The organism is Methylobacterium sp. OAE515 (assembly GCF_041806315.1).
Lineage (GTDB): Bacteria > Pseudomonadota > Alphaproteobacteria > Rhizobiales > Beijerinckiaceae > Methylobacterium > Methylobacterium tardum.
Genome location: NZ_JBGMUV010000001.1, coordinates 3,294,545 through 3,316,683 on the forward strand (window position 1 = coordinate 3,294,545; position 22,139 = coordinate 3,316,683).

Annotated in this window: 19 protein-coding genes; 13 read left to right on the top strand and 6 right to left on the bottom strand. The window is 69.7% G+C overall.

Annotation, left to right across the window (positions count from 1 at the left end; genetic code table 11):
* Window positions 1-20 precede the first annotated feature (20 nt).
* The 7 genes from ABIE45_RS16165 (at window position 21) to ABIE45_RS16195 (ending at window position 6,829) form a co-directional block, all read left to right on the top strand.
* Window positions 21-296 carry a DUF5076 domain-containing protein gene (locus ABIE45_RS16165; RefSeq protein WP_192711006.1) on the top strand — a complete coding sequence of 92 codons (276 nt, stop codon included), beginning with the start codon at window positions 21-23 and terminating at the stop codon, window positions 294-296.
* A gap of 15 nt (window positions 297-311) precedes the next feature.
* Window positions 312-905, top strand: a complete 594-nt coding sequence (locus tag ABIE45_RS16170) for a Uma2 family endonuclease (RefSeq protein WP_192711007.1) — start codon at window positions 312-314, stop codon at window positions 903-905.
* Between the two features lie 4 nt (window positions 906-909).
* Window positions 910-2,343: a pyruvate dehydrogenase complex dihydrolipoamide acetyltransferase gene (locus ABIE45_RS16175; RefSeq protein ID WP_192711008.1), complete on the top strand. Its 1,434-nt coding sequence runs from the start codon at window positions 910-912 to the stop codon at window positions 2,341-2,343.
* A 255-nt stretch (window positions 2,344-2,598) separates the two neighbouring features.
* Window positions 2,599-3,069: a DUF559 domain-containing protein gene (locus tag ABIE45_RS16180; RefSeq protein ID WP_192711009.1), complete on the top strand. Its 471-nt coding sequence runs from the start codon at window positions 2,599-2,601 to the stop codon at window positions 3,067-3,069.
* On the top strand, window positions 3,070-4,509 hold the full coding sequence (gene lpdA / locus ABIE45_RS16185; protein WP_192711010.1) for a dihydrolipoyl dehydrogenase: 1,440 nt from the start codon (window positions 3,070-3,072) through the stop codon (window positions 4,507-4,509).
* Between the two features lie 488 nt (window positions 4,510-4,997).
* Window positions 4,998-5,990, top strand: a complete 993-nt coding sequence (locus ABIE45_RS16190) for a threo-3-hydroxy-L-aspartate ammonia-lyase (protein WP_192711011.1) — start codon at window positions 4,998-5,000, stop codon at window positions 5,988-5,990.
* A 461-nt stretch (window positions 5,991-6,451) separates the two neighbouring features.
* Complete coding sequence (locus ABIE45_RS16195) at window positions 6,452-6,829, top strand: iron-sulfur cluster assembly accessory protein (protein ID WP_192711012.1); 378 nt, start codon at window positions 6,452-6,454, stop codon at window positions 6,827-6,829.
* A gap of 11 nt (window positions 6,830-6,840) precedes the next feature.
* Here the strand turns inward: ABIE45_RS16195 and ABIE45_RS16200 are convergent, their stop codons facing one another.
* Together ABIE45_RS16200 and ABIE45_RS16205 are read right to left on the bottom strand one after the other, a co-directional pair.
* Entirely contained in the window at window positions 6,841-7,899 is a 1,059-nt protein-coding gene (locus tag ABIE45_RS16200; protein WP_192711013.1) for a GGDEF domain-containing protein, read from the bottom strand.
* Between the two features lie 103 nt (window positions 7,900-8,002).
* Window positions 8,003-9,442, bottom strand: a complete 1,440-nt coding sequence (locus tag ABIE45_RS16205) for a DEAD/DEAH box helicase (RefSeq protein ID WP_192711014.1) — start codon at window positions 9,440-9,442, stop codon at window positions 8,003-8,005.
* A 923-nt stretch (window positions 9,443-10,365) separates the two neighbouring features.
* On the opposite strand from ABIE45_RS16205, the gene ABIE45_RS16210 reads away from it, so the two are divergent.
* Window positions 10,366-11,235: a porin family protein gene (locus tag ABIE45_RS16210; RefSeq protein ID WP_192711015.1), complete on the top strand. Its 870-nt coding sequence runs from the start codon at window positions 10,366-10,368 to the stop codon at window positions 11,233-11,235.
* A 220-nt stretch (window positions 11,236-11,455) separates the two neighbouring features.
* Complete coding sequence (locus ABIE45_RS16215) at window positions 11,456-11,950, top strand: PRC-barrel domain-containing protein (protein WP_192711016.1); 495 nt, start codon at window positions 11,456-11,458, stop codon at window positions 11,948-11,950.
* Window positions 11,951-12,011: 61 nt separating this feature from the next.
* Here ABIE45_RS16215 and parE read toward each other — a convergent pair whose 3' ends face one another.
* Complete coding sequence (parE, locus tag ABIE45_RS16220; RefSeq protein WP_192711017.1) at window positions 12,012-14,069, bottom strand: DNA topoisomerase IV subunit B; 2,058 nt, start codon at window positions 14,067-14,069, stop codon at window positions 12,012-12,014.
* A gap of 255 nt (window positions 14,070-14,324) precedes the next feature.
* Here parE and ABIE45_RS16225 point away from each other — a divergent pair, with 255 nt between their 5' ends.
* Window positions 14,325-14,615: a hypothetical protein gene (locus ABIE45_RS16225; protein WP_373622381.1), complete on the top strand. Its 291-nt coding sequence runs from the start codon at window positions 14,325-14,327 to the stop codon at window positions 14,613-14,615.
* A 185-nt stretch (window positions 14,616-14,800) separates the two neighbouring features.
* Here ABIE45_RS16225 and topA read toward each other — a convergent pair whose 3' ends face one another.
* The 3 genes from topA to ABIE45_RS16240 form a co-directional block, all read right to left on the bottom strand.
* Complete coding sequence (topA, locus tag ABIE45_RS16230; RefSeq protein WP_192711018.1) at window positions 14,801-17,488, bottom strand: type I DNA topoisomerase; 2,688 nt, start codon at window positions 17,486-17,488, stop codon at window positions 14,801-14,803.
* A gap of 163 nt (window positions 17,489-17,651) precedes the next feature.
* Entirely contained in the window at window positions 17,652-18,587 is a 936-nt protein-coding gene (locus ABIE45_RS16235) for a molybdopterin-dependent oxidoreductase (RefSeq protein ID WP_192711019.1), read from the bottom strand.
* On the bottom strand, window positions 18,584-19,447 hold the full coding sequence (locus ABIE45_RS16240; protein ID WP_192711020.1) for a cytochrome b/b6 domain-containing protein: 864 nt from the start codon (window positions 19,445-19,447) through the stop codon (window positions 18,584-18,586). The genes ABIE45_RS16235 and ABIE45_RS16240 overlap by 4 nt, the downstream gene beginning before the upstream one ends.
* A 168-nt stretch (window positions 19,448-19,615) precedes the next feature.
* Here ABIE45_RS16240 and ABIE45_RS16245 point away from each other — a divergent pair, with 168 nt between their 5' ends.
* From ABIE45_RS16245 to coaA, 3 genes are all read left to right on the top strand, one after another.
* On the top strand, window positions 19,616-20,563 hold the full coding sequence (locus ABIE45_RS16245) for an aspartate carbamoyltransferase catalytic subunit (RefSeq protein ID WP_132369350.1): 948 nt from the start codon (window positions 19,616-19,618) through the stop codon (window positions 20,561-20,563).
* Window positions 20,564-20,687: 124 nt separating this feature from the next.
* On the top strand, window positions 20,688-21,011 hold the full coding sequence (locus ABIE45_RS16250; protein ID WP_192711021.1) for a phosphoribosyl-ATP diphosphatase: 324 nt from the start codon (window positions 20,688-20,690) through the stop codon (window positions 21,009-21,011).
* Entirely contained in the window at window positions 21,008-21,997 is a 990-nt protein-coding gene (coaA, locus tag ABIE45_RS16255; RefSeq protein ID WP_192711022.1) for a type I pantothenate kinase, read from the top strand. Before ABIE45_RS16250 ends, coaA begins: the two co-directional genes overlap by 4 nt.
* Window positions 21,998-22,139 lie beyond the last annotated feature (142 nt).

A 22,139-nucleotide genomic window follows, 5' to 3' on the forward strand; every position in this document is an offset into this window, starting at 1 on the left:
CAAGGATAAGCCGGCGCGCCATGAGCAACGACTTCGCCGAACTCGCCATCCCGCCCGACGCCCTCGAACAGGGCGGCATCGAGGTGCTGCGCGCCGCCGTGGTGGATGGCGCGGTCAGCGTCGCGCTGCGCCGCTCCTTCGACGATCCGGCGACCTGGGGCCGGCTCCTGATCGACCTCGCCCGGCAGGCGGCCCGCGCCTACGCGCTGGAGACCGACATGTCGGAGGAGGAGGCCCTGGAGCGCATCCGCGCCGGCTGGGAGGCCGAGGGGCTCGACCCCGGCGGCCTCAACTGACGATGGCGGCCAACCATGGCTGAGGCGGCTGTCCGGCAGACGACCTACGCGGATCTGGAGGCGGTTCCGGAGCATTTCGTCGCCGAGATCATCGACGGCGTGCTGGAGACGCATCCCCGGCCGCGGCCCCGGCACGGCATTGCCGCGGCCCGGCTGTCGGGAGAGCTGGATCGGCCGTTCGCACGCGGCCGTGGTGGTCCCGGCGGATGGGTCTTCATCATCGAGCCTGAGCTTCACCTTGGATCCCAGGTGGTCGTACCCGATCTTGCGGGCTGGCGCCGCGAGCGGATGCCGACCGAACCCGAGGATGCCTTCATAGAGACGGCTCCGGATTGGGTCTGCGAGATCCTCTCGCCGTCAACGACTCGCCTCGACCGGGGTCCGAAGCGTCGCATCTATGCCGGGTCCGGCGTTGACCACCTCTGGCTGCTCGACCCGGCGGCCGGCGTACTCGAAGGCTTCGCCCTCGCAGACGGGCGCTGGGTGCTCCCCGCCACGATCCAGCGCGGCGAGACCGTGGCGCTGCCGCCCTTCGACGCCGTCCCGTTCCCCTCCGACGACCTCTTCCCCTTCGACGATCCGGCCGCCCCGGCCTTGCCCGAGACCTGATGCCATGCCGATCAACGTGCTGATGCCCGCGCTCTCCCCGACCATGGAGAAGGGCAACCTCGCCAAGTGGCTCAAGAAGGAGGGCGACGCGATCAAGTCCGGCGACGTGCTGGCGGAGATCGAGACCGACAAGGCCACCATGGAGGTGGAGGCCATCGACGAGGGCGTGCTCGCCAAGATCCTCGTGCCCGAGGGCACCGCGGACGTGCCGGTCAACGACCTGATCGCCATCATCGCCGCCGAGGGCGAGGACCCGTCGAGCGTGCAGGCCGGCGGCGCGCCGAAGGCCGCCTCGAACGGCGAGGCCAAGGCCGAATCCAAGCCCGAACCCGCGGCCGGGGCTTCGGCGGCCGACCAGAACACCACCCCCGGCGGCGGCCACATGTCGTACGAGCGGGTGAACGCCGCACCGGAGGGCGCGCAGCCGAGCGGCGCTCCGCAGGGTGGCGCGCAGGCCGGCTCGGGCGGCCGGGTCTTCGCCTCGCCGCTCGCCCGGCGCATCGCCAAGCAGGAGGGCGTGGATCTCGGCGCCGTCCAGGGCAGCGGGCCGCATGGCCGCATCATCGCCCGCGATGTCCAGGCCGCGAAAACCTCCGGCGCCACCAAGGCGCCCGCCGCCGCGCAGCAAGCCGCCGAGGCGCCGAAGGCGGCGCCCCCCGCCCCGAAGGCCGCCCCCGCGGGCGGCGCGCCGGCCGGGCTCACGACCGATCAGGTCAAGGGCTTCTTTGCCAAGGATGCCTACGAGGACGTCCCCCTCGACGGCATGCGCAAGACCATCGCCAAGCGCCTGACCGAGGCGATGCAGGTCGCCCCGCACTTCTACCTGACGGTGGATTGCGAGCTCGACGCGCTGATGAAGCTGCGCGAGACGCTGAACGGCTCCGCCGGCAAGGACAAGGACGGCAAGCCCGCCTTCAAGCTCTCGGTGAACGACTTCGTCATCAAGGCGATGGGCCTCGCGCTGACCCGCGTGCCGGCCGCCAATGCGGTCTGGGCCGAGGACCGGATCCTGCGCTTCAAGCACGCCGAGGTCGGCGTCGCGGTGGCGATCGACGGCGGTCTGTTCACCCCGGTGATCCGCCGGGCGGACGAGAAGACGTTGTCCACCATCTCCAACGAGATGAAGGATTTCGCCGCCCGGGCGCGTGCCAAGAAGCTGAAGCCCGAGGAATATCAGGGCGGCGTCACCTCGGTGTCGAACCTCGGCATGTTCGGGATCAAGCACTTCACCGCGGTGATCAACCCGCCGCAATCGAGCATCCTGGCGGTGGGCGCGGGCGAGAAGCGCGTCGTCGTGAAGGACGGGGCGCCGGCCGTGGTCCAGGTGATGACCTGCACCCTCTCATGCGACCACCGGGTGCTCGACGGGGCGCTCGGCGCGGAGCTGATCTCGGCCTTCAAGGGGCTGATCGAGAACCCGATGGGCATGCTGGTGTGAGGCGGGCACGCTCCTCCCCCTTGTGGGGAGGAGTTGGAGGTGGGGGTGGTTCAGGATCGAGCGGTGCGGTGCCTTCTGCACCACCCCCACCCCTGACCCCTCCCCACAAGGGGGAGGGGAGAGCGCGTTCTGGAATGTCGAGGTGGGGAAGGTGGCAGGCATCGGTCAGAACACGCAATCCTGCTGCGATGAGCCGTACTCCATGCTCCGTGTGAGCATGCGCCCATCAGCCACGTTCGCTTGACCTGCCGCCCGATGCCCTGGAACCAGCAGCCCCGGAGAGCAGCCTCGCCCAGAGCGGCCGCGAACGCGAAGACGCTGCGGCGCTCGCACACCGAGGCAGAGAAGCGGCTCTGGTGGCACCTGCGTCACCGCCTGCCGGTGGACGGCTCGCATTTCCGGAGGCAGGTCGCCCTCGGCCCCTACGTGGCGGATTTCTGCTGCCTGACGGCCCGGCTCATCGTCGAGGTCGACGGTGAGCAGCACGGCTTCGAGGCCAGCACGGCCTACGATGCCCGCCGGGATACCTATCTTGGCTCCGAAGGCTTCCGCGTCCTGCGTTTCCCGAACCGCATGGTCCTGCGGGAGATCGACACCGTCCTCGACACGATCCACGCGGCGCTCGCCGCATCCGAAGCGCCTCTTCCGGATTCAGCCGGCCAGGCGGAGCCACCCCCACCCCCAGCTCCCTCCCCGCAAGGGAGAGGGGCGTTCGCGGAGCGGTAAATGTCCGACACCTACGACGTCCTCATCATCGGCGCCGGGCCCGGCGGCTACGTCACGGCGATCCGCGCGGCGCAGCTCGGGTTCAAGACCGCCGTGGTCGACCGCGAGCACCTGGGCGGCATCTGCCTGAACTGGGGCTGCATCCCCACCAAGGCGCTGCTCCGCTCGGCCGAGATCTTCCACTACTTCCAGCACCCCGGCGATTACGGGCTGACGGCCGACAAGGTCGGTTTCGACACCGCCGCCATCGTCAAGCGCTCCCGCGGCGTCTCGGCCCGGCTCAACGGCGGCGTCGGCATGCTGCTCAAGAAGAACAAGGTCGACGTGATCTGGGGCGAGGCCGCGGTCGACAGCGTCGCGAAGGGCAACCAGCCCGGCCAGGTCACCGTGAAGGAGTCCAAGCGCGCCGAGCCGCCGAAGGGCGCCAAGGGCGCCGGCACCTACCAGGCCAAGCACATCATCGTGGCGACCGGCGCGCGCCCCCGGGCGATCCCCGGGATCGAGCCCGACAAGAAGCTGATCTGGACCTACTACGAGGCCATGGTCCCCGAGACGATGCCCAAGAGCCTGCTGGTGATGGGCTCGGGCGCCATCGGCATCGAGTTCGCCTCGTTCTACCGCACCATGGGCGCCGAGGTGACCGTGGTGGAGCTGCTGCCGCAGATCCTACCCGTGGAGGATGCCGAGATCGCAGGCCTCGCCCGCAAGCGCTTCGAGAAGCAGGGGATCAAGATCCTCACCGGCGCCAAGGTCACGAAGGTCGAGAAGGGCGCGAACTCCATCACGGCGACCATCGAGGGCGGCGACGGCAAGACCCAGCAGATCACGGCCGAGAAGCTGATCTCGGCGGTGGGCGTCGTCGGCAACATCGAGAATATCGGGCTGGAGAAGCTCGGGGTGAAGATCGACCGCGGCATCGTGGTGACCGACGGGCTCGGCCGTACCAACGTGCCCGGCCTCTACGCGATCGGCGACGTCGCCGGCCCGCCGATGCTCGCCCACAAGGCCGAGCACGAGGGCGTCATCTGCATCGAGACCATCAAGGGCCTGCACACCCACCCGATGGACAAGGCCAAGATCCCGGGCTGCACCTACTGCCAGCCGCAGATCGCCAGCGTCGGGCTGACCGAGGCGAAAGCCAAGGAGCAGGGCTTTGCCGTGAAGGTCGGCCGCTTCCCCTTCGCGGGCAACGGCAAGGCGATCGCGCTGGGCGAGCCGGATGGGCTGATCAAGACCGTGTTCGACGCCAAGACCGGCCAGCTGCTCGGCGCCCACATGGTCGGCGCGGAGGTGACCGAGCTGATCCAGGGCTACGTGGTGGCGATGAACCTGGAGAGCACCGAGGAAGAGCTGATGCACACGGTGTTCCCGCACCCGACCCTCAGCGAGATGATGCACGAGAGCGTGTTGGATGCGTATGGGAAGGTGATCCATACGTAGTCGGGATCTGTGCGTCTGCGGCCGTACCCGGCCGCAGCGCCGTCCTCAGCCAGCGACAGATTCTACCGGCTCCGCCTGCTCCGGTGACGGCACGTAGGCACACCATTCGCAGATGCCCTGCTCGGCGCCTCGCTGCGCATTGCGCTGCGAGCAGAGCGGGCAGACGAGCAGGATCAGCCGCGTACCAGACCTCAGTGCCAGCCCGCGGCCCCGGAACGTGACTGCGGTTGCCCCGTCGTCCGAAGGCCGCTCGCGGGCCCAGGCGCTCACGAGACTCTCTCGCAGGCTGACGGGCCAAACGAAATCCTGTCCCCGACTTGCGTCGACATGGTGACGCCCCCCAGCGTTCCGGCCAAGCTGGCCCTGCCGAGATAAGCCGTGAGCCGGCGAATGGCTCCGCTTCCGGCTGTGCATGAGCCTGGGATGCGCGCGGGCCCGATCGCCCGTATGAGTCGCGCTCACGCAGAGCGGGAACGAGGCGGGATCCGATGCAGGGCGAACACGGCGCGGCGGCCACCGGCCTGCCCACCTATGCCGACGTGGCGCGCGCGGCCGAGCGCATCGCGGGGGCCGCGCACCGCACGCCGGTGCTCACCTCCCGCACCGCCGACGCGATGACCGGCGCAAAGCTGTTCTTCAAGGCCGAGAACCTGCAGCGGGCCGGGGCCTTCAAGTTCCGCGGGGCCTACAACGCCATCAGCGCGCTGCCGGAGGCGGAGCGCGCCCGCGGGGTGATCACCTTCTCGTCGGGCAACCACGCCCAGGCGGTCGCCCTGGCCTGCCGCCTGCTCGGCGCCCCGGCCACGATCATCATGCCGGAGGATGCGCCGGCGGCGAAGATCGAGGGCACCCGCGGCTACGGCGCCGAGGTGATCCTGTACGACCGCTACAGCCAGGACCGCGAGGCGCTCGGCCGGTCGATCGCGGGGCCCCGCGGCCTGACGCTGATCCCGCCCTTCAACCATCCCGACGTCATCGCCGGGCAGGGGACCCTGGCGCAGGAGCTGATCGAGACCGTGGGCGAGCTCGACGTGCTGGTGGCCTGCCTCGGCGGCGGCGGCCAACTCGCGGGCTGCGCCCTCGCCGCCGCGAACCTGTCCCCGGGCTGCCGGGTGATCGGCGTCGAGCCGGAGGCCGGCAACGACGGGCAGCGCTCGTTCCGGGAGGGGCAGGTGGTGACGATCCCGGTGCCCCGCACCATCGCCGACGGCGCGCAGTCGACGGCGCTGGGCGACCTCACCTTCGCGATCATCCGCCGGCACGTCGCCGACATCGTCACGGTCTCGGACGCCCAGCTCGTCGAGACGATGCGGTTCTTCGCGAGCCGGATGAAGATCGTGGTCGAGCCGACCGGCTGCCTCGCGGCGGCGGCGGTGCTCAACGGGCTGGTGGATGTCCGGGGCAAGCGGGTCGGGGTGGTGATCAGCGGCGGCAACGTCGATCTCGCGACCTTCGCGCAGCTCACCGCCGGGGCCGCCTGAGGCGCGTCGCGTCGGCACGCGACAGCCGCGCATCGTCCGGGATGAGGCGCAAGTCCCCTCTCCCGTGAGAGCTTCGGGTATGACAGGCTCGCGCGGCCGATCCCCCAAAGTCATTCCGGGGCTGCGCAGCGGAGCCCGGAATCCAGACACGCCGACGCGGCAGGGTCTGCACCGCCGCCGGTTCTGGATTGCCCGCCTCCGGCGTGCCCCTCCGGGTCCGGGCGCGCCTGCGGCGCCCAGGAATGACGGCGCAGACTCGTCATCCGGAGCGTCCACACGCTGGAGAAATGACTTGTCCCATGCGCGTAGACCTGAGCCCGTGCGGGAGAGGGGCGCGCAGACGCCGAATGCCGGGCCGGTGTGACTCGGGCGCGGTGGACCGGCCTCAACCCAATGCTTATCTTGTGAGTGTCAGAATGCGCGTCCCCGGGCCTTGAACCCGGTTGGGCGGGAGGGTGACGATGTCGACTGGGTTCAAGGTTCTCTCGCTGACCGATCGGGCCGCCGATCGGATCAAGGCGATCATGGCGGAGGCCGACCGGCCGATCGCCGGGCTCCGCGTCGGCGTCCGCAACGGCGGCTGCGCCGGCATGTCCTACACGATGGAATATGCCGAGGCGGTCAAGCCCGGTGAGGACGTGGTCGAGGATCGCGGCGTGCGCGTCTTCGTCGACCCGAAGGCGGTGCTGTTCCTGCTCGGCACCGAGATGGATTTCACGACCAACAAGCTGGCATCGCAATTCGTCTTCAACAATCCGAACCAGACTTCGGCTTGCGGCTGCGGTGAATCGGTGGCGATCACGCCGGTCTCGGCCGACCAGGTGCCGGCCCGGGCCTGAGGGCCCGCCGTTCAGGCCACCTGGGACAGCGCCTCGGCCGTGTCGTCCACCGCCCGGTTGCGCCCGCCACGCTTGGCGGCGAACATGCAGAGATCGGCCCGCTCCATCAGCGAGGCCGGCGTGTCGCCCTGGCGGTACACCGCGATTCCCAGCGACACGGTGACCTTGCCGAGCGACTCGCCGGTCGAGCGCTTGACCAGTTCGCGCCCCATCACGCTGGTGCGGACGGTCTCGGCCACCTGACGCGCCGCGGCGCGGTCCGTCCCTGGCAGCACGATACCGAATTCCTCGCCGCCGAACCGGGCGAGATGCGCGTCCCTGCCGGCATTCTCCCGCATCACGATGGCCACGAGCCGCAAGACCTGATCGCCCGTGAGATGGCCGTACAGGTCGTTGAAGCGCTTGAAGAAGTCGATATCGAGGATGATCAGGCTCATCGGGACAGCGCGCCCGCGGGCGGCCTCCAGGGTCGCCTTCAGGGTCTCCTCGAAATGCTTGCGGTTCGACAGGCCGGTCAGCGCGTCGGTGAGGCTCTCCAACCGGGTCGCCTCGAGCTTCTCGCGCAGGGTTTCGATCTCGCTGCGGGTCTCGCGCATGCGCGCCTCGAGAACCCGGTTGTTGACCGCCACCTCGCGGGTCGTGGACACCAGCGTCGAGACGATCTCGCCGAGCCGGGCCCGGTTGTGCAGGCCCTGCGCGAGATCCTGCGCCAGGCCACGCAGCGATTCGCCGTACTGGGCCGTGGACCCGAGCGACAGGTCGAGGATCTCGGTGATGGCGGCGATCTCGCTCAGCACGACGCGGCTGATCTCACCGGTGGCGCTCGCCAGTCGGCGCCCGTCCAGATAGCTCTCGTGCAGATCGTCGATGTCGGCCTCGGTGAGGCAGCCGTTCTGCGCGGTGAGCCGCTTCACCGCGTCGCTCAGCAGCGGAAGCTCCCCCGACACGTAGGCGTACCAGACCGCGTAGGCGCGCGGCGTCGCGGAGGGGCCGTAATCGCGGATCAGGTCGTGAGTCCGCTTCGCCAGGGCGAAGCTCCGGTCCCGATCCGAATAAGTCTCCTGGCTCATCCGTGTCCTGCCGCCTCGGACGGCCGATGCTCCGATGCATCGCCGCCCAAGACTGGTCTAAGACAGCTTGGTAGCTGGACAGTTAAGCCCGAAAAGAATCCTGTTACTTGTCCTTCTTCGCCAGGACTGGTCGAAGAAGGAAAGCCGGGACATGCGAACCCAATCCGATCGGCGTCTCGCCCTCGGACTCGTTCCGGCGTCCGCGCTCCTCGCGCATGGGTTCGCGGCGGGGCTCGGGCCGCGGTGTCTCGGCGCGCGGAGCGGCCGCCGCGCCGCGTCCGCCGCGGGCCTTGGGCTTGTCCGCAGCCTCGCCGGCGCTCCGCCCTCCGGCCTTGGCCGTACGCCCGCCGCGGCGGCTGTCGGCCGAACGGCCGCGGTGGCGCGTGCCGGTTTCGGAGACGGTCTCAGCCACCGTCGACAGGTCGCCATCGAACCAGGGGATCGGCTGACCGATCAGCGCCTCGATCGCCCCGAGCGAGCGAGCATCTTCCGGGGACACGAGGGTGTAGGCCGTGCCGGCGCGGCCGGCGCGGCCGGTGCGGCCGATCCGGTGGACGTAATCCTCCGGATGGTGCGGCACGTCGAAGTTGAAGACGTGGCTGACCGCCGGGATGTCGAGGCCGCGGGCCGCGACGTCGCTGGCAACCAGCAAAGCGGTTTCACCGTTGCGGAACGCGTCGAGGGCGGTGGTGCGCGCGCGCTGATCCATGTCGCCGTGCAGTGCGGCGGCGTCGAAGCCGTGGCTCACCAGGGATTTCTGGAGCAGGGCGACATCGCGCTTGCGATTGCAGAAGATGATCCCGTTGTTGAGCTCACCCTCGCCGCGGATCAGGTCCCGCAGGCGCTCGCGCTTGGCATGGCCCTCCGAGCCGGTGGCGACCAGGCGCTGGGTGATCGTGGTCGCGGTGGAGGCGGGCCGGGCGACCTCGACCCGCTGCGGGTTGTGCAGGAACATGTCGGCCAGCCGCTCGATCTCCGGCGGCATGGTCGCGGAGAAGAACAGCGTCTGCCGGGTGAACGGCACCATCTTCACGATGCGCTCGATATCCGGGATGAACCCCATGTCGAGCATGCGGTCCGCCTCATCGATCACCAGAAGCTCGACGCCGGTGAGCAGCAGCTTGCCGCGCTCGAAATGGTCGAGGAGGCGGCCCGGCGTCGCGATCAGCACGTCGGTGCCGCGCATCAGCTTGGCATCCTGATCGGCGAAGGACACGCCGCCGATGATCAGCGCCACGTTGAGCTTGTGATTGGTACCGTAGCGGTCGAAGTTCTCGACCACCTGGGCGGCCAGCTCGCGCGTCGGCTCCAGGATCAGCGTGCGCGGCATCCGGGCCCGGGCGCGACCGTTCTCCAGAAGCGTCAGCATCGGCAGCGTGAAGGCTGCGGTCTTGCCGGTTCCAGTCTGCGCGATGCCGAGGACGTCGCGGCGCGCCAGCACATGGGGGATGGCTTCGGCCTGAATCGGCGTCGGCTCGGTGTAACCCGCCGTCTCGACGGCGTTCAGGACTTTTTCGCTCAGTCCCAGGTCGGAAAAAGGCATCTGCAATCAGGAACCGTTGCGCGCCCGGCCGGCGCGATGGACATCGTCGCGGCAACGGCTGGGTAAGGCACGCGCGGGACGCTCGGATGCTCCCGGGGCCGCGGGGCGCATGCTGTCTGTCAGTTAGGGCCTTGGCGCGGCTTGTCAATCTCGCAATGCGCACCAAGACGCCACGGCGCACAAGCGATCAGTGCCTGAGGCGATCGGCGGCGGGCCTCTGGCAGGGGTCCAGACGCGTGATCGCGCCGGTCGTCTCAGGGTCGGCGAGCACCTGACGTCCGTCGAGGGCGGCCCAGGCGGGGGCCGGGCTCGGTTGACTCATACGGGCCAGGTACGAGATGGCGGCGATTGCCAAGAGGCCAGCGAACCCCGTGATCCGCAGCGCCCAGCCGAGCGGGCTCGGCGGCCGATCGTGTCTGGGCCGATCAGCCCCTGCGGGTGCCAAGTCGCCGCCGCCCGCTTCGACCCGAGTCCGACGCCTGCCGAACGGCTTCGCGGCCCGCGCGTCGCGGATGTACATGGGCCAAACCCTCACCGGCCGATACGCCGGCCCCGGACCATCGGACAACACGGTTAACCACCGCCTTACGCCGAAGCGTCCGTTGCTCGGCAGATGTGCCGAAATAAAACGCCAGCCCGACGGCTTCCCTCCGCAGCGGCGGACAATGTCGAACCCGGCGCCTGCGATCGGGCGCGCATCCGGTTCACAAGTTTCGCACAATCGTCTGGGCCTTTTCGTCGGTCTATGCGGCCAGTGGCGAGACGAAAGGCGCCAGTGCTGCGGGATACGGGGCGTTAGTCTTCATCTTTCGTTGACGCGATCAAGCTAGTCTGAGGATGCTTGTTGCAGGAAAGCGACAGACACGCCATCCCAGAGCGCCTCGCAGGCCGCCGGCTCAAGCCAAACCAGGACCTACGACACCATGAAGAAGCTCCTCCTCGCATCCACCGTGCTGGCCGGCATGACGGCTGCCGCGTCCGCGGCCGATCTGCCGCGTCGCGCCGCACCGCCGCCGGTGTTCACGCCGGTGCCGGTCTTCACCTGGACCGGCTTCTACGTCGGTGTGAACGCCGGCTACGGCTTCGACGCCTCTAGCCGCAACACCACCAACTACGCGCTGCCGGCCGGCTCGCTGATCAACTCGCCCGGCACGAACGGCGTCGTCAGCGTCAACAATCGCAGCAACAACGACGGTTTCTCGGGTGGCGCCCAGATCGGCTACAACTATCAGTTCACGCCGGGCTCGGGTGTCGTGATCGGCTTCGAAGCTGACGCCCAGTATGTCGACTTCGCCCGCCGCGCCAATGCCACCCAGAACTACGCCTTTGGCGGCACCAGCACCGGCATCGCGTTCCTCCCGCCGCGCGCCTTCGTCGCCACCAGCGGCAACGGCCTCGACTACTTCGGCACCGTGCGCGGCCGCCTCGGCTACGCCTTCGACCGGACCCTCGTGTACGGCACGGGCGGCTTCGCCTACGGCTCGGGCCAGGACGATCAGAACTTCTCCGGCAACCGCTTCCGCGACAGCTTCCGCACCGGCTACGCGGTCGGCGGCGGCATCGAGTACGCCCTCCCGACCGACTCGTTCCTGAACTTCTTCCGCTCGTCCGCCGTGACGCTGAAGGTCGAAGGCCTGTACGTGAACCTCGACCGCCAGAAGAACACCGCCGGCGGCGTGTTCTACGGCAACCTGCTGGCCCCGAACGGCACCGCCTACCTCAACGGCGCGGCCGCCAACACGGAGTTCGCCGTCGTCCGCGCCGGTCTGAACTACAAGTTCGGCTCGTACTAAGATCACGGTGCGGAGCCGGCACGACCGGCTCCGCGCAACGGAAGGAAAGGGCTCGGCCGCAAGGCCGGGCCCTTTCGCGTTTCGGGCGGCCCACCTGGCGGCCCCGGTGCGACAGGGACGGCCGGAACCGCGCGGGCCGCCCGCGATTGAGACGGCGGCGCCCCCCGGGCAACCAGCGACGGGACCCCGTGACGGACCGGGCGCACCGGAGCGATCAGCCATGCGAAGCCGAAACCTTCTCCTGCCGCTCGCCGCCCTCGCTCTGGCGGGCACACCAGCGGCCGCGCAGGACGCCACCGTGATCGGCAAGGATACGGTCCTGCCGGGCACGGGGCCGGGCACCTCGACGGACGGCAAGGGTGTCGGGCGGCTGATGGAAGCCGAAAGCGCCGAGGACGCCGCCAAGCGTCGGGGACTCAAGCCCGCCGTCTTCCTGAGCACCAAGATGATCGGCGTGGCCGTGCGCAACGCCGCGGGCGACAGCGTCGGCAAGATCGAAGACCTGCTGATCACCGACGGCGGCCTGCTCCGGGCGGTGGTGATCGATGTCGGCGGCTTCCTCGGGCTGGGCAGCAAGCTGATCGCGGTGGAGCCGGGCGCCCTTGTGCTGCGGCCCGGCGGCGACCGGTATGCGGCGGTCCTCAACATGAGCAAGGACACGGTGGCGGCCGCCCAGCCCTTCGACCCCGCGAAGGTGATCCCGGCGCCCCGATAAGCCACGACCGAAGTCCGTGACCCATCGACCGACGCGGCCAAGCCGCGTCGGTGCGACAGCGTCAGATGTCGAGGTCGGCGCCCTCGGCGAAGGCCGCGCGCTCGCTGATGAAGGCGAAGCGCGCCTCGGGCTTGTTGCCCATCAGGCGCTCGACCGTGTCGCCGGTCGATTCCCGGGCCTCGTCCAGGACCGCGACGCGCAGCAGCGTGCGCTTCTTCGGGTCCATGGTGGTCTCCTTGAGCTGCGCCGGCATCATCTCGCCGAGGCCCTTGAACCGCCCGATCTCGACTTTGCCGCCCTTGAACACCGTCTTGACGATCCGCTCGCGGTCCGCGTCGTCCCGGGCATAGGCCACCTTCGAGCCCTGCTGCAGCCGGTAGAGTGGCGGGATCGCGAGGTAGAGGTGGCCGCGGTCGATCAGCCTCGGCATCTGGCGGTAGAAGAAGGTGATCAGCAGCGAGGCGATGTGGGCGCCGTCGACGTCGGCGTCCGTCATGATGATCACCTTGTCGTAGCGGAGATCCGTCTCGCGGAAGGCCGCGCCAGTGCCGCAGCCGAGCGCCAGGGTGAGATCCGAGATCAGCTGGTTGGCGCCGAGCTTGTCGCGCGAGGCCGAGGCGACGTTCAGGATCTTGCCGCGGAGCGGCAGGATCGCCTGGGTCGCTCGGTCGCGAGCCTGCTTGGCCGAGCCGCCGGCGGAATCACCCTCGACGATGAAGATCTCCGAGCCCGCGGTGCCGGCCGCCGAGCAATCGGCGAGCTTGCCGGGCAGGCGCAGCTTGCGGGTCGCGCTCTTGCGGGCGACCTCCTTCTCCTGGCGGCGGCGCAGGCGCTCCTCGGCCCGGTCGATCACCCAGTCGAGCACCTTGTTGGCCTGGGCCGGGGAGGCGGCGAGCCAATGGTCGAAGGCATCGCGCACCGCCGTCTCGACGATGCGCTGGGCCTCCACGGTGGCGAGCTTGTCCTTGGTCTGGCCCTGGAACTCGGGCTCGCGGATGAACACCGAGAGCATCGACGCGCAGGTCGCCATGACGTCGTCGGTGGTCACCGCCGTCATGCGCTTGGCCTGGTTCACCCGCTCGGCGTGCTCGCGCAGGCCGCGGAGCAGCGCGACGCGCAGACCGGCCTCGTGGGTGCCGCCCTCGGGCGTCGGGATGGTGTTGCAGTAGGAGTGCGAGAACCCGTCCTCGGCGACCATCCAGGCCACCGCCCATTCGAGCGACCCGTGCGAGCCCGGCTTGGTGATCTTGCCGGAGAACATCGCGTCGGTGACGAGCTCCTTGCCGTCGATGTCCCGGGCGAGATAGTCGCGCAACCCATCGGGGAAGCGATGCACAGCTTCCGCAGGCACGTCCGCCAGCCCTTCGAGGAGGGCCGGGGCGCAGCGCCAGCGGATCTCGACGCCGCCGAACAGGTAGGCCTTCGAGCGCGCCATCTTGAACAGGCGGCGCGGGTCGAACTTCAGCGATCCGAAGATCTGGGCATCCGGGTGGAAGCGCACGCGCGTGCCGCGCCGGTTCTGGACCCGGCCGACGAGCTCCAGCGCGCCCTGCGCGTGACCGCGCGAGAAGGTCTGGCGGTAGAGGGTCTGGTTGCGCGCCACCTCGACCTCGAGCAGGTCGGAGAGCGCGTTCACCACCGAGATGCCGACGCCGTGCAGGCCGCCCGAGGTCTCGTAGACCTTCGAGTCGAACTTACCGCCGGCGTGCAGCGTGGTCATGATGACCTCGAGCGCCGACTTGCCGGGGAATTTCGGGTGCGGGTCGATCGGGATGCCGCGGCCGTTGTCGGTCACCACGAGGGCGCCGGATTCCTCCAGTTCGACCTCGATGAAGCTGGCATGGCCGGCGACCGCCTCGTCCATCGAGTTGTCGATCACCTCGGCGAAGAGGTGGTGCAGGGCCCGCTCGTCGGTGCCGCCGATATACATGCCGGGCCGGCGCCGGACCGGCTCCAGGCCTTCCAGCACCTCGATGTCGGAGGCGGTGTAGGCGCCCTCCGGCTCGGCGGCTGCGAGCGTCGCCACGGAGGCCGAGGCGTCCAGGCGCCGCCGCGGCTCGGGCGGCCGGGCGGCCGGGCCCTTGCCCGGCCCGAATAGGTCCCGCGCCGGATCGCTCACGCGCGGCCTCCGCGGGCGCGGCGCATCGGCCGGCTCGACTTCGCGCAGACGGGTCTTGGGTCGTGGAGCATGCGCCTTCATCCCCGCATGATAGCGGAACAAACCGTAAACATCAAAGCCGTTCGCCCTGCGGCGACGCGCGCGCATCATCGCATGCTGCGCTGCCGCGAGCGAGGGCCGGACCGGCGCCGATGCCTCGACCGGCAGGGCCGTCTGTCATCACGACGTTGCACAACAATGGGTTAAGGCTTTCTCGTGACCGCCCCGTCCGGCTTCCACAGCCTGCACTGGAACGAAACGGGACAATCGACGTTGATGGCGGAGATAATCTTGACCGTGGTCAGGGAGCCGCAGTCCATGAGCGACGCCGCGATCGAGGCCCGCCGCCTCACGTTGATCCGCTTCGAGCACGCGGCCGGTGCTGCCTTCGGTTGCGATGACGATCCGGCCGGCGTTCCGCCCGCCCGCGCGCTGGTCAACGCCACCACGATCACCTTGGCGACCTTCGCGACCGCGGTCGCGGCGACGATCACCTACCTGGTCTGATCCCGATCGCTGACCGCAGCCCGCGGTGAGGGGGCGGCAACGCTGCCTCTGCCTCACCCACGTCGTTGCAAGCGGAGCGAGGCAACCCAGTCGGCGCCACGCTCGACAACCTCGGGGCGCCCTGGATTCCTTCGCTCCGCTCGCACGGACCGGGCAGCCCCTTTCGGCCCCGTCAGCGAGCCCTCTCAGCCCGCGCTCGACTTCTTCGCAGCCGCCACCTTCTTGGCCGCCGGCTTCTTGGTGGCGGTCTTCTTCGCCGCCGGCTTGTCGCCGCTCGCCTTGCGCGCCGAACTCTTCCGGACCGCCCCGCGCTTGGCTGGCTTGCCACCGCCTGCGGCACGCTTGGCGTTCACCAGGGCGATCGCCTCGTCCAGCGTCATCGCCTCGGCGGCCATCGTCTTCGGCAGCGTGGCGTTCACCTCGCCGTCCGTGACGTAAGGGCCGTACTTGCCGGCCTTGACCACGAGGTCGCGCCCGCTGGCCTCGTCTTTGCCGAGCGGCCGGCCCGGATCGGCGGCCGGGCGACCGCGCCCGCCGCCCTGCTCCTTGGCGACGATCAGGTCGATCGCGCGGTTGCCGCCGATCTCCAGCACGTCGTCGTCCTTGCCGAGATTGGCGTAGGTCTTCCCGTGCTGCACGTAGGGCCCGAACCGGCCGAGATTGGCCACGATCGGCTCGCCGGTCTCAGGGTGGCGCGCCACCTCGCGGGGCAGCGACAGCAGCGCCAGCGCCTTGTTCAGATCCACATCCGAGGGGCTGAGCCCCTTCGGCAGCGACGAGCGCTTCGGCTTCTCGGCGCCCTTCTCGGTGGAGGCCTCGCCGAGCTGCAGGAACGGCCCGAACCGGCCGTCGCGCAGCGTCACCGGGAGGCCGGTCGCGGGATCGTCGCCCAGCACGCGCACGCCTGGCTGGCCGCCCTCGGCCGAGGAGCCGTCACCCTCGCCGTCGACGCCCGAGGCCGAGAGCTGGCGGGTGTATTTGCATTCCGGGTAGTTCGAACAGCCGATAAAGGCGCCGAATTTGCCGAGCTTCAGCGACAGCTGGCCGGAGCCGCAGGTCGGGCAGGTGCGCGGGTTCGAGCCGTCGCCCTTGTCGGGGAAGATGTGCGGGCCGAGGAGACCGTTCAGCGCCTCCAGCACGTCGGTGACGCGCAATTCCTTGGTCTCGCCGATCGCCGCCGAGAAATCGCGCCAGAAGTCGCGCAGCACCGCCCGCCAGTCGATCTCGGCGTTGGAGACGCGGTCCAGCTGCTCCTCGAGGTCGGCGGTGAAGTCGTACTCGACGTAGCGCCGGAAGAAGCTCTCGAGGAAGCCCGTGACGAGCCGCCCCTTATCCTCCGGCTGCAGCCGCTTTTTTTCGATTTTTACGTATTCGCGATCCCGAAGAGTCTGCAGCACGGCCGCGTAGGTCGAGGGCCGGCCGATGCCGAGCTCCTCCATGCGCTTCACGAGGCTCGCCTCGGAATAGCGCGGCGGCGGCTCGGTGAAGTGCTGGGTCGAGCTGATCCGCTCGCGCTTGAGCGGGTCACCGGCCTTCATGGGCGGCAGGCGGCGGCTCTCCTCGTCCTCCTCGTCGTCCTTGCCCTCCTGGTAGAGGGCGAGGAAGCCGTCGAACTTCACCACCTGGCCGGTGGCGCGCAGGTCGATGGTTCGCGGCCCGACCTTGGCGGTGACGTCGACGGTGGTGCGTTCCAGCTCGGCCGACTCCATCTGGCTCGCCATGGTGCGGGTCCAGATCAGGTCGTAGAGCTTGGCCTGCTCGGGTTCGAGGTGGCGCGCCACCGCCTTGGGCAGGCGGCCCATGTCGGTCGGCCGCACGGCCTCGTGGGCCTCCTGGGCGTTCTTGGCCTTGACGCTGTACTTGCGCGGCACGTCCGGCACGTAGCGGTCGCCGAACTCCTTGCCGATCACCCGGCGGGCGTCCTGGATCGCCTCCGGCGCCATGTCGACGCCGTCGGTCCGCATGTAGGTGATGATGCCGACCGTCTCGCCGCCGACATCGACGCCCTCGTAGAGGCGCTGGGCGACCCGCATGGTCTGGGCCGGCGCCATCCCGAGCTTGCGGGAGGCCTCCTGCTGCAGCGTCGAGGTGGTGAAGGGCGGCTGCGGGTGGCGCTTGGCGGGCTTGGCCTCGACGCTCGCCACCTGGAAGGTCGCGAGTTCGAGGTCGCGCTTGAAGGCGGCCGCCTCGTCGCCGGTGCCGACGTCGAGGCGCTGGATGCGCTTGCCGTCGGCGCCCACGAGGCGGGCCTCGAAGGTCGCGCCGTCGGCGGTCGTCAGCGTGGCGATGAGCGTCCAGTACTCGCGCGGCTTGAACCGCTCGATCTCCATCTCGCGCTCGACGACGAGGCGCAGCGCCACGGACTGGACGCGCCCCGCCGAGCGGGCGCCCGGCAGCTTGCGCCACAGGACCGGCGAGAGGTTGAAGCCGACGAGGTAGTCGAGCGCCCGGCGCGCCAGGTAGGCGTCGACCAGCGCCTGGTCGATCTCCCGCGGCTTGCGCATGGCCTGCTCGACCGACGCCTTGGTGATGGCGTTGAAGGTCACGCGCTCGACCGGGATGCCCTTGAGCGCCTTGCGGGCGGTGAGCGCCTCCAGCACGTGCCAGGAGATCGCCTCGCCCTCGCGGTCCGGGTCGGTGGCGAGGATCAGCTTGTCGGCGCCCTTGACCGCCTTGGCGATCTCGGAGACCCGGCTCGCCCCGCGGTCGGCCAGCTCCCAGACCATGTGGAAGTCCTGCTCGGGATCCACCGAGCCGTCCTTGGGCGGCAGGTCGCGGATATGCCCGAAGGAGGCGATGACTTCATAGTCGCGGCCGAGATACTTATTGATCGTCTTGGCTTTGGCCGGCGACTCGACGACGACGACTTTCATTCAGACCTCTGCCCCTCGACGGAGCCTGGGCGCGACGGACGAATTCTGTTCGAGATTCGCGTGGGACATATGCCCGCCGTCGGGCCGGGGCCGCGCGCCGGGCACAAGTGGGTCACGGGCGGCGGGTTGTCAAATGGCGGGGGCGTTTGGCCGAGCCGGCGTCTCAGATCCCCGCGTACCATTCGTAGCCGCGATCCTCCCAGTAGCCGCCGCCGCCTTGGCCGATCCCGGCGAGCGACTCCACCATCTCGACCCGCATCACGTATTTGGCCTGCTTGTAGCCGAGCTGCCGCTCGACCCGCAGGCGCAGGGGCGCGCCATTCGAGACCGGCAGCGGCTTGCCGTTGAGGTCGTAGGCCAGGATCGTCTGCGGGTTGACGGCGTCGTAGAGGTCGATGCTCTCGTAGTAGCGGATCGGGATCCGCTTATCCTCGGGCTCCGAGGCCGGGCTGCCCTGGCCCCAATCATCCTTGGGCGCGTCGGTGGCGGTGGGCGCGCCGCCCCAATCCTCGGCGGCGGCGAGTTGGATATAGGCGTCGCGCACCGCGCCCGGATGTCCGGGCCGCAACAGCGACGCCCCGTCCTGGCTCCCGGCATATTCCAGCGTGTCGGCGCAGTGGAACACCGCGTAGCGCGCCTGCGGCTTCAGCCCGGCCTTCTTCAGCACCTCGGCGAGCGGCACGCCGCTCCACTGCCCAATGCAGCTCCAGCCCTCGACGCAATCGTGACGGGTGACCTGGGTGCGCGCGGGCAGGGCGCGGAGGTCCGCAAGGCTGAGCGCGAGCGGGGTCTGGACCAGCCCGTCCACCGTCAGCCTGAAGTCCGAGAACTTCTGCGCGGCCAGCGCCCGGTAGGCGCGGTCCGGCGGGTCGATGGTCCCGTTCGGCTTGAACCAGGGCGAGATCATCGAGGCCGGAAATTCCCGGGCCATGGTCGCGGGCGACATCAGCAGGCGCTGAACGTAGGCGTTCGCGTCCTCGCCGACCTTGAGGGTGCGCTGCCCCGTCTCGGTCCCGGCGAACCGGTCACAGCCGCCGAGGAGCGCGGTGCCCATCAGGCCGGCGCCCGCGGTGAGGAGCTTGCGGCGGTGGAGGATCATCGAGCGGGCTCCTTCTCGGGACGGCCGAGGCTGAACCAGCCGGTGATCATGCCGCGCATGTTGTTGACGAGTCCGGACACGATCACGAGCAGCACGTGGACCACCACGAACAGCACGATCAGTCCGGCAGCGATGAAGTGGACGCTGCGCGCCGATTGCCGGCCGCCGAACAGCTCGGTGAGCCAAGGCCAGGCGGCGTCCATCCCGGGCGACATGGCGAGGCCGGCGAGCACCATCGCGGGAAGCAGGCCGAGCACGAGGACGAGGTAGGTCAGCTTCTGGATGACGTTGTAGCGCTTGGCCTCGGTGCCCTCGGGGAAGTGCAGGAGCAGGTGCTCCTTCACGGAGCCGCCGAAGTCGCGGATCTGGTCGCCGTCCGGGATCAGCCGGCGGCGGAGCTGGCCCGAGACCAGGCCGTAGAGGAGGTAGACCGCGCCGTTGATCACGAGAAGCCACGCGAACAGGAAGTGCCAGCGCCGTCCGGTCGCGAGGTCCTGGTTGGCCGGCAGCGTCGCCCAGGCCGGGAAGGCGCGCTCCACCTCGGTGCCGCTCTCCTTCGACAGGCCGAGCACGCCGGTGGTGTCGAGGGTGTGGGAGCCGACCGTCACGACGCCGCGGCTCACGCCGTCGCGACCCTGCTCACTGGTGATGGCGAGCGCCGGGTTGTCGAAGGTCGAGACCGCCCCCCAGTAGAGCGCCGGATGGGCGTTGAAGATCTGCAGGCCGCTCATCAGCAGCACCAGCAGGACCGCGGCGTTGATCCAGTGCGCCAGCCGGATCACCAGCGGGTGGCGGTAGAACCAGCGGCGCCCCTGGCGGTCGACGGTCTCGGGGGCTTCGAGGACAGGGGAGGCGGCCAAGCGTCTGGATCCCGGGCATGCGGCGCGGGGCCGGGAACCGTATGCTTCCCGACCGTTCGGGCGGATACGTGGGGCGGGGCCATTCGGTTACCATCCGCCGGAAAAAAGGCCGCAGGTGACGCCCCGCCTTGCCCGCCGGGCGCGCCGCACCTACACCCGGGCCTCATCATGACGACGCCTCCGACCCCGGCCTTCCCGCACCGGCACCTCCTCGGCATCGAGGGCCTGACCCGGCCCGACATCGAGGTGCTGCTCGACGCCGCCGAATCCGCCGTCGATATCTCGCGGCAGGTGGAGAAGAAGCGCACGACCCTGCGGGGCCGCACGCAGATCAACCTGTTCTTTGAGCCCTCGACGCGGACGCAATCGTCCTTCGAGCTCGCCGGCAAGCGGCTGGGCGCCGACGTGATGAACATGTCGGTGGCCTCGTCCTCGGTGAAGAAGGGCGAGACCCTGATCGACACCGCCGCGACGCTCAACGCCATGCGGCCCGACATCATCGTGGTCCGCCACGAATCGGCCGGCGCCGTGCACCTCCTCGCCCGCAAGGTCGACTGCGCGGTGGTCAATGCCGGCGACGGCGCCCACGAGCACCCGACCCAGGCGCTCCTCGACGCGCTCACCATCCGCCGCAACAAGGGCCGGATCGAGGGCCTGCAGGTGGCGATCTGCGGCGACGTCCTGCACTCGCGGGTGGCGCGCTCCAACATCATCCTGCTGCAGGCGATGGGCGCGCGGGTCCGTCTGATCGCGCCCTCGACGCTGCTGCCCGCCGGGATCGAGCGCTTCGGCGTCGAGACCTTCACCGACATGCGCAAGGGCCTGGTCGGCTGCGACATCGTCATGATGCTGCGCCTGCAGCGGGAGCGCATGAACGGCTCGTTCGTGCCCTCCGTGAAGGAGTATTTCCGCTATTTCGGCCTCGACGGCGAGAAGCTGGCGCTCGCCAAGCCCGACGCACTGGTGATGCATCCGGGGCCGATGAACCGCGGTGTCGAGATCTCCTCCGAGATCGCCGACGGCGCGCAGTCGCTGATCCGCGAGCAGGTCGAGATGGGCGTGGCCGTGCGCATGGCCGTGCTGGAGGCGCTCGCCCGGCACCTGCCGAACGGGTGAGCCCCGGACAAAGCCGGGCGGCCTTCACCCGCCCCGCTTGCCCGCGGGCCGGCGGTAGCGCAGTTTCCTGCCGAAATCCGGCCCTGATCCGTATATGGGGCCGTCGTAACATGCAGATCGCTTCATGACCGCCTATACGCTCGCCGACCTCGCCGCCCTCGTGGCGAGCCGCGCCGGGACCGATCCGGCCACCTCCTACACGGCCAAGCTCCTGTCCGAAGGCCCCGCCAAGGCGGCCAAGAAGCTCGGCGAGGAGGCGGTCGAGGCGGCGATCGCGGCCGTGCAGGGCGACAAGACCGGCCTGCGCAACGAGGCCGCCGACGTGCTCTACCACCTCGTCGTGCTGCTCCGGGCCGGCGGGGTCGAGCTCGCCGACGTGATGGCGGAGCTGGAGCGGCGCACCGCCCAGAGCGGCATCGCCGAGAAGGCCGCGAGGCGCCACGCGTGAACGCGGCCGCGCTGCCGGGCTCGGTTGAGGCGATCCTCGAAGCGTCGGACCGGCTTTCGCCCTATCGTCGCTTCAGCCGCGAGGAATGGGCACAGCTCCGCGCCGACACGCCGCTGACCCTCAAGCAGGAAGATCTCGAGCGGCTGCAATCGATCAACGACCCGATCTCGGTGGAGGAGGTCGAGGCGATCTACCTGCCGCTGTCCCGTCTGCTCGCCCTCTACGTCGCGGCGACGCAGGGGCTGTTCAAGGCGACGCAGCGCTTCCTGCTGGCCGAGCGCGAGACCAAGGCGCCCTACATCATCGGGCTCGCCGGCTCCGTCGCGGTCGGCAAGTCCACCACGGCCCGCATCCTGACCGCCCTGCTGGCGCGCTGGCCCAACACCCCGAAGGTCGACCTCGTCACCACCGACGGGTTCCTGCTGCCGAACGCCGAACTGGCCGCCAATGGCCTTATGGAGCGCAAGGGGTTCCCCGACAGCTACGACACCGCCGCGCTGCTGCGCTTCCTCCACGATGTGAAGGCCGGCCACAAGCGCGTGACCGCGCCGCTCTACTCGCACCTCGTCTACGACCGGGTGCCCGGCGAGGAGCGGGTGGTGGAGAGCCCCGACATCCTGATCGTCGAGGGCCTGAACGTGCTCCAGCCCGCCCGCCTGCCGCGGGACGGGACCGCGATCCCCTTCGTGTCCGACTTCTTCGACTTCTCGATCTACCTCGATGGCCACGAGGACGACCTGCACCGCTGGTACGTCACCCGGTTCATGAAGCTGCGCCAGACCGCCTTCCGCGACCCGCGCTCCTACTTCCGGAAATATGCCGAGATCCCCGAGACCGAGGCGCTCGACATCGCCGACCGGCTCTGGACGACGATCAACCTGCCGAACCTGCGCGAGAACATCGTCCCGACGCGCCAGCGGGCGAGCCTGATCCTCACCAAGGGCGCGAGCCACCGGATCGAGAGCGTGGCGCTGCGGCGGCTGTAATGGTGAGGCGCAGCCAAAGCGTTCTATAACATGCGCGCCCGTCCTTCCGGGGCCGCGCAGCGGAGCCCGGGATCCAGAACCTCGACGCGTGTTCAGCTGGCGCGGGGCCGCGCGTGCCCGGGCCTCAGAAGCGGTTCTGGAT

Bases quoted from the DNA above. Each gene is read 5' to 3' on its own strand.
- ABIE45_RS16210 (WP_192711015.1), top strand. From the start codon at position 10,366: ATGAAGAAGCTCCTCCTCGCATCCACCGTGCTGGCCGGCATGACGGCT.
- topA (WP_192711018.1), bottom strand. From the start codon at position 17,488: ATGAAAGTCGTCGTCGTCGAGTCGCCGGCCAAAGCCAAGACGATCAAT.
- ABIE45_RS16200 (WP_192711013.1), bottom strand. From the start codon at position 7,899: ATGAGCCAGGAGACTTATTCGGATCGGGACCGGAGCTTCGCCCTGGCG.
- ABIE45_RS16170 (WP_192711007.1), top strand. From the start codon at position 312: ATGGCTGAGGCGGCTGTCCGGCAGACGACCTACGCGGATCTGGAGGCG.
- ABIE45_RS16235 (WP_192711019.1), bottom strand. From the start codon at position 18,587: ATGATCCTCCACCGCCGCAAGCTCCTCACCGCGGGCGCCGGCCTGATG.
- ABIE45_RS16245 (WP_132369350.1), top strand. From the start codon at position 19,616: ATGACGACGCCTCCGACCCCGGCCTTCCCGCACCGGCACCTCCTCGGC.
- ABIE45_RS16190 (WP_192711011.1), top strand. From the start codon at position 4,998: ATGCAGGGCGAACACGGCGCGGCGGCCACCGGCCTGCCCACCTATGCC.
- ABIE45_RS16205 (WP_192711014.1), bottom strand. From the start codon at position 9,442: ATGCCTTTTTCCGACCTGGGACTGAGCGAAAAAGTCCTGAACGCCGTC.
- ABIE45_RS16180 (WP_192711009.1), top strand. From the start codon at position 2,599: ATGCCCTGGAACCAGCAGCCCCGGAGAGCAGCCTCGCCCAGAGCGGCC.
- ABIE45_RS16175 (WP_192711008.1), top strand. From the start codon at position 910: ATGCCGATCAACGTGCTGATGCCCGCGCTCTCCCCGACCATGGAGAAG.
- ABIE45_RS16165 (WP_192711006.1), top strand. From the start codon at position 21: ATGAGCAACGACTTCGCCGAACTCGCCATCCCGCCCGACGCCCTCGAA.
- lpdA (WP_192711010.1), top strand. From the start codon at position 3,070: ATGTCCGACACCTACGACGTCCTCATCATCGGCGCCGGGCCCGGCGGC.
- ABIE45_RS16215 (WP_192711016.1), top strand. From the start codon at position 11,456: ATGCGAAGCCGAAACCTTCTCCTGCCGCTCGCCGCCCTCGCTCTGGCG.
- ABIE45_RS16250 (WP_192711021.1), top strand. From the start codon at position 20,688: ATGACCGCCTATACGCTCGCCGACCTCGCCGCCCTCGTGGCGAGCCGC.
- ABIE45_RS16195 (WP_192711012.1), top strand. From the start codon at position 6,452: ATGTCGACTGGGTTCAAGGTTCTCTCGCTGACCGATCGGGCCGCCGAT.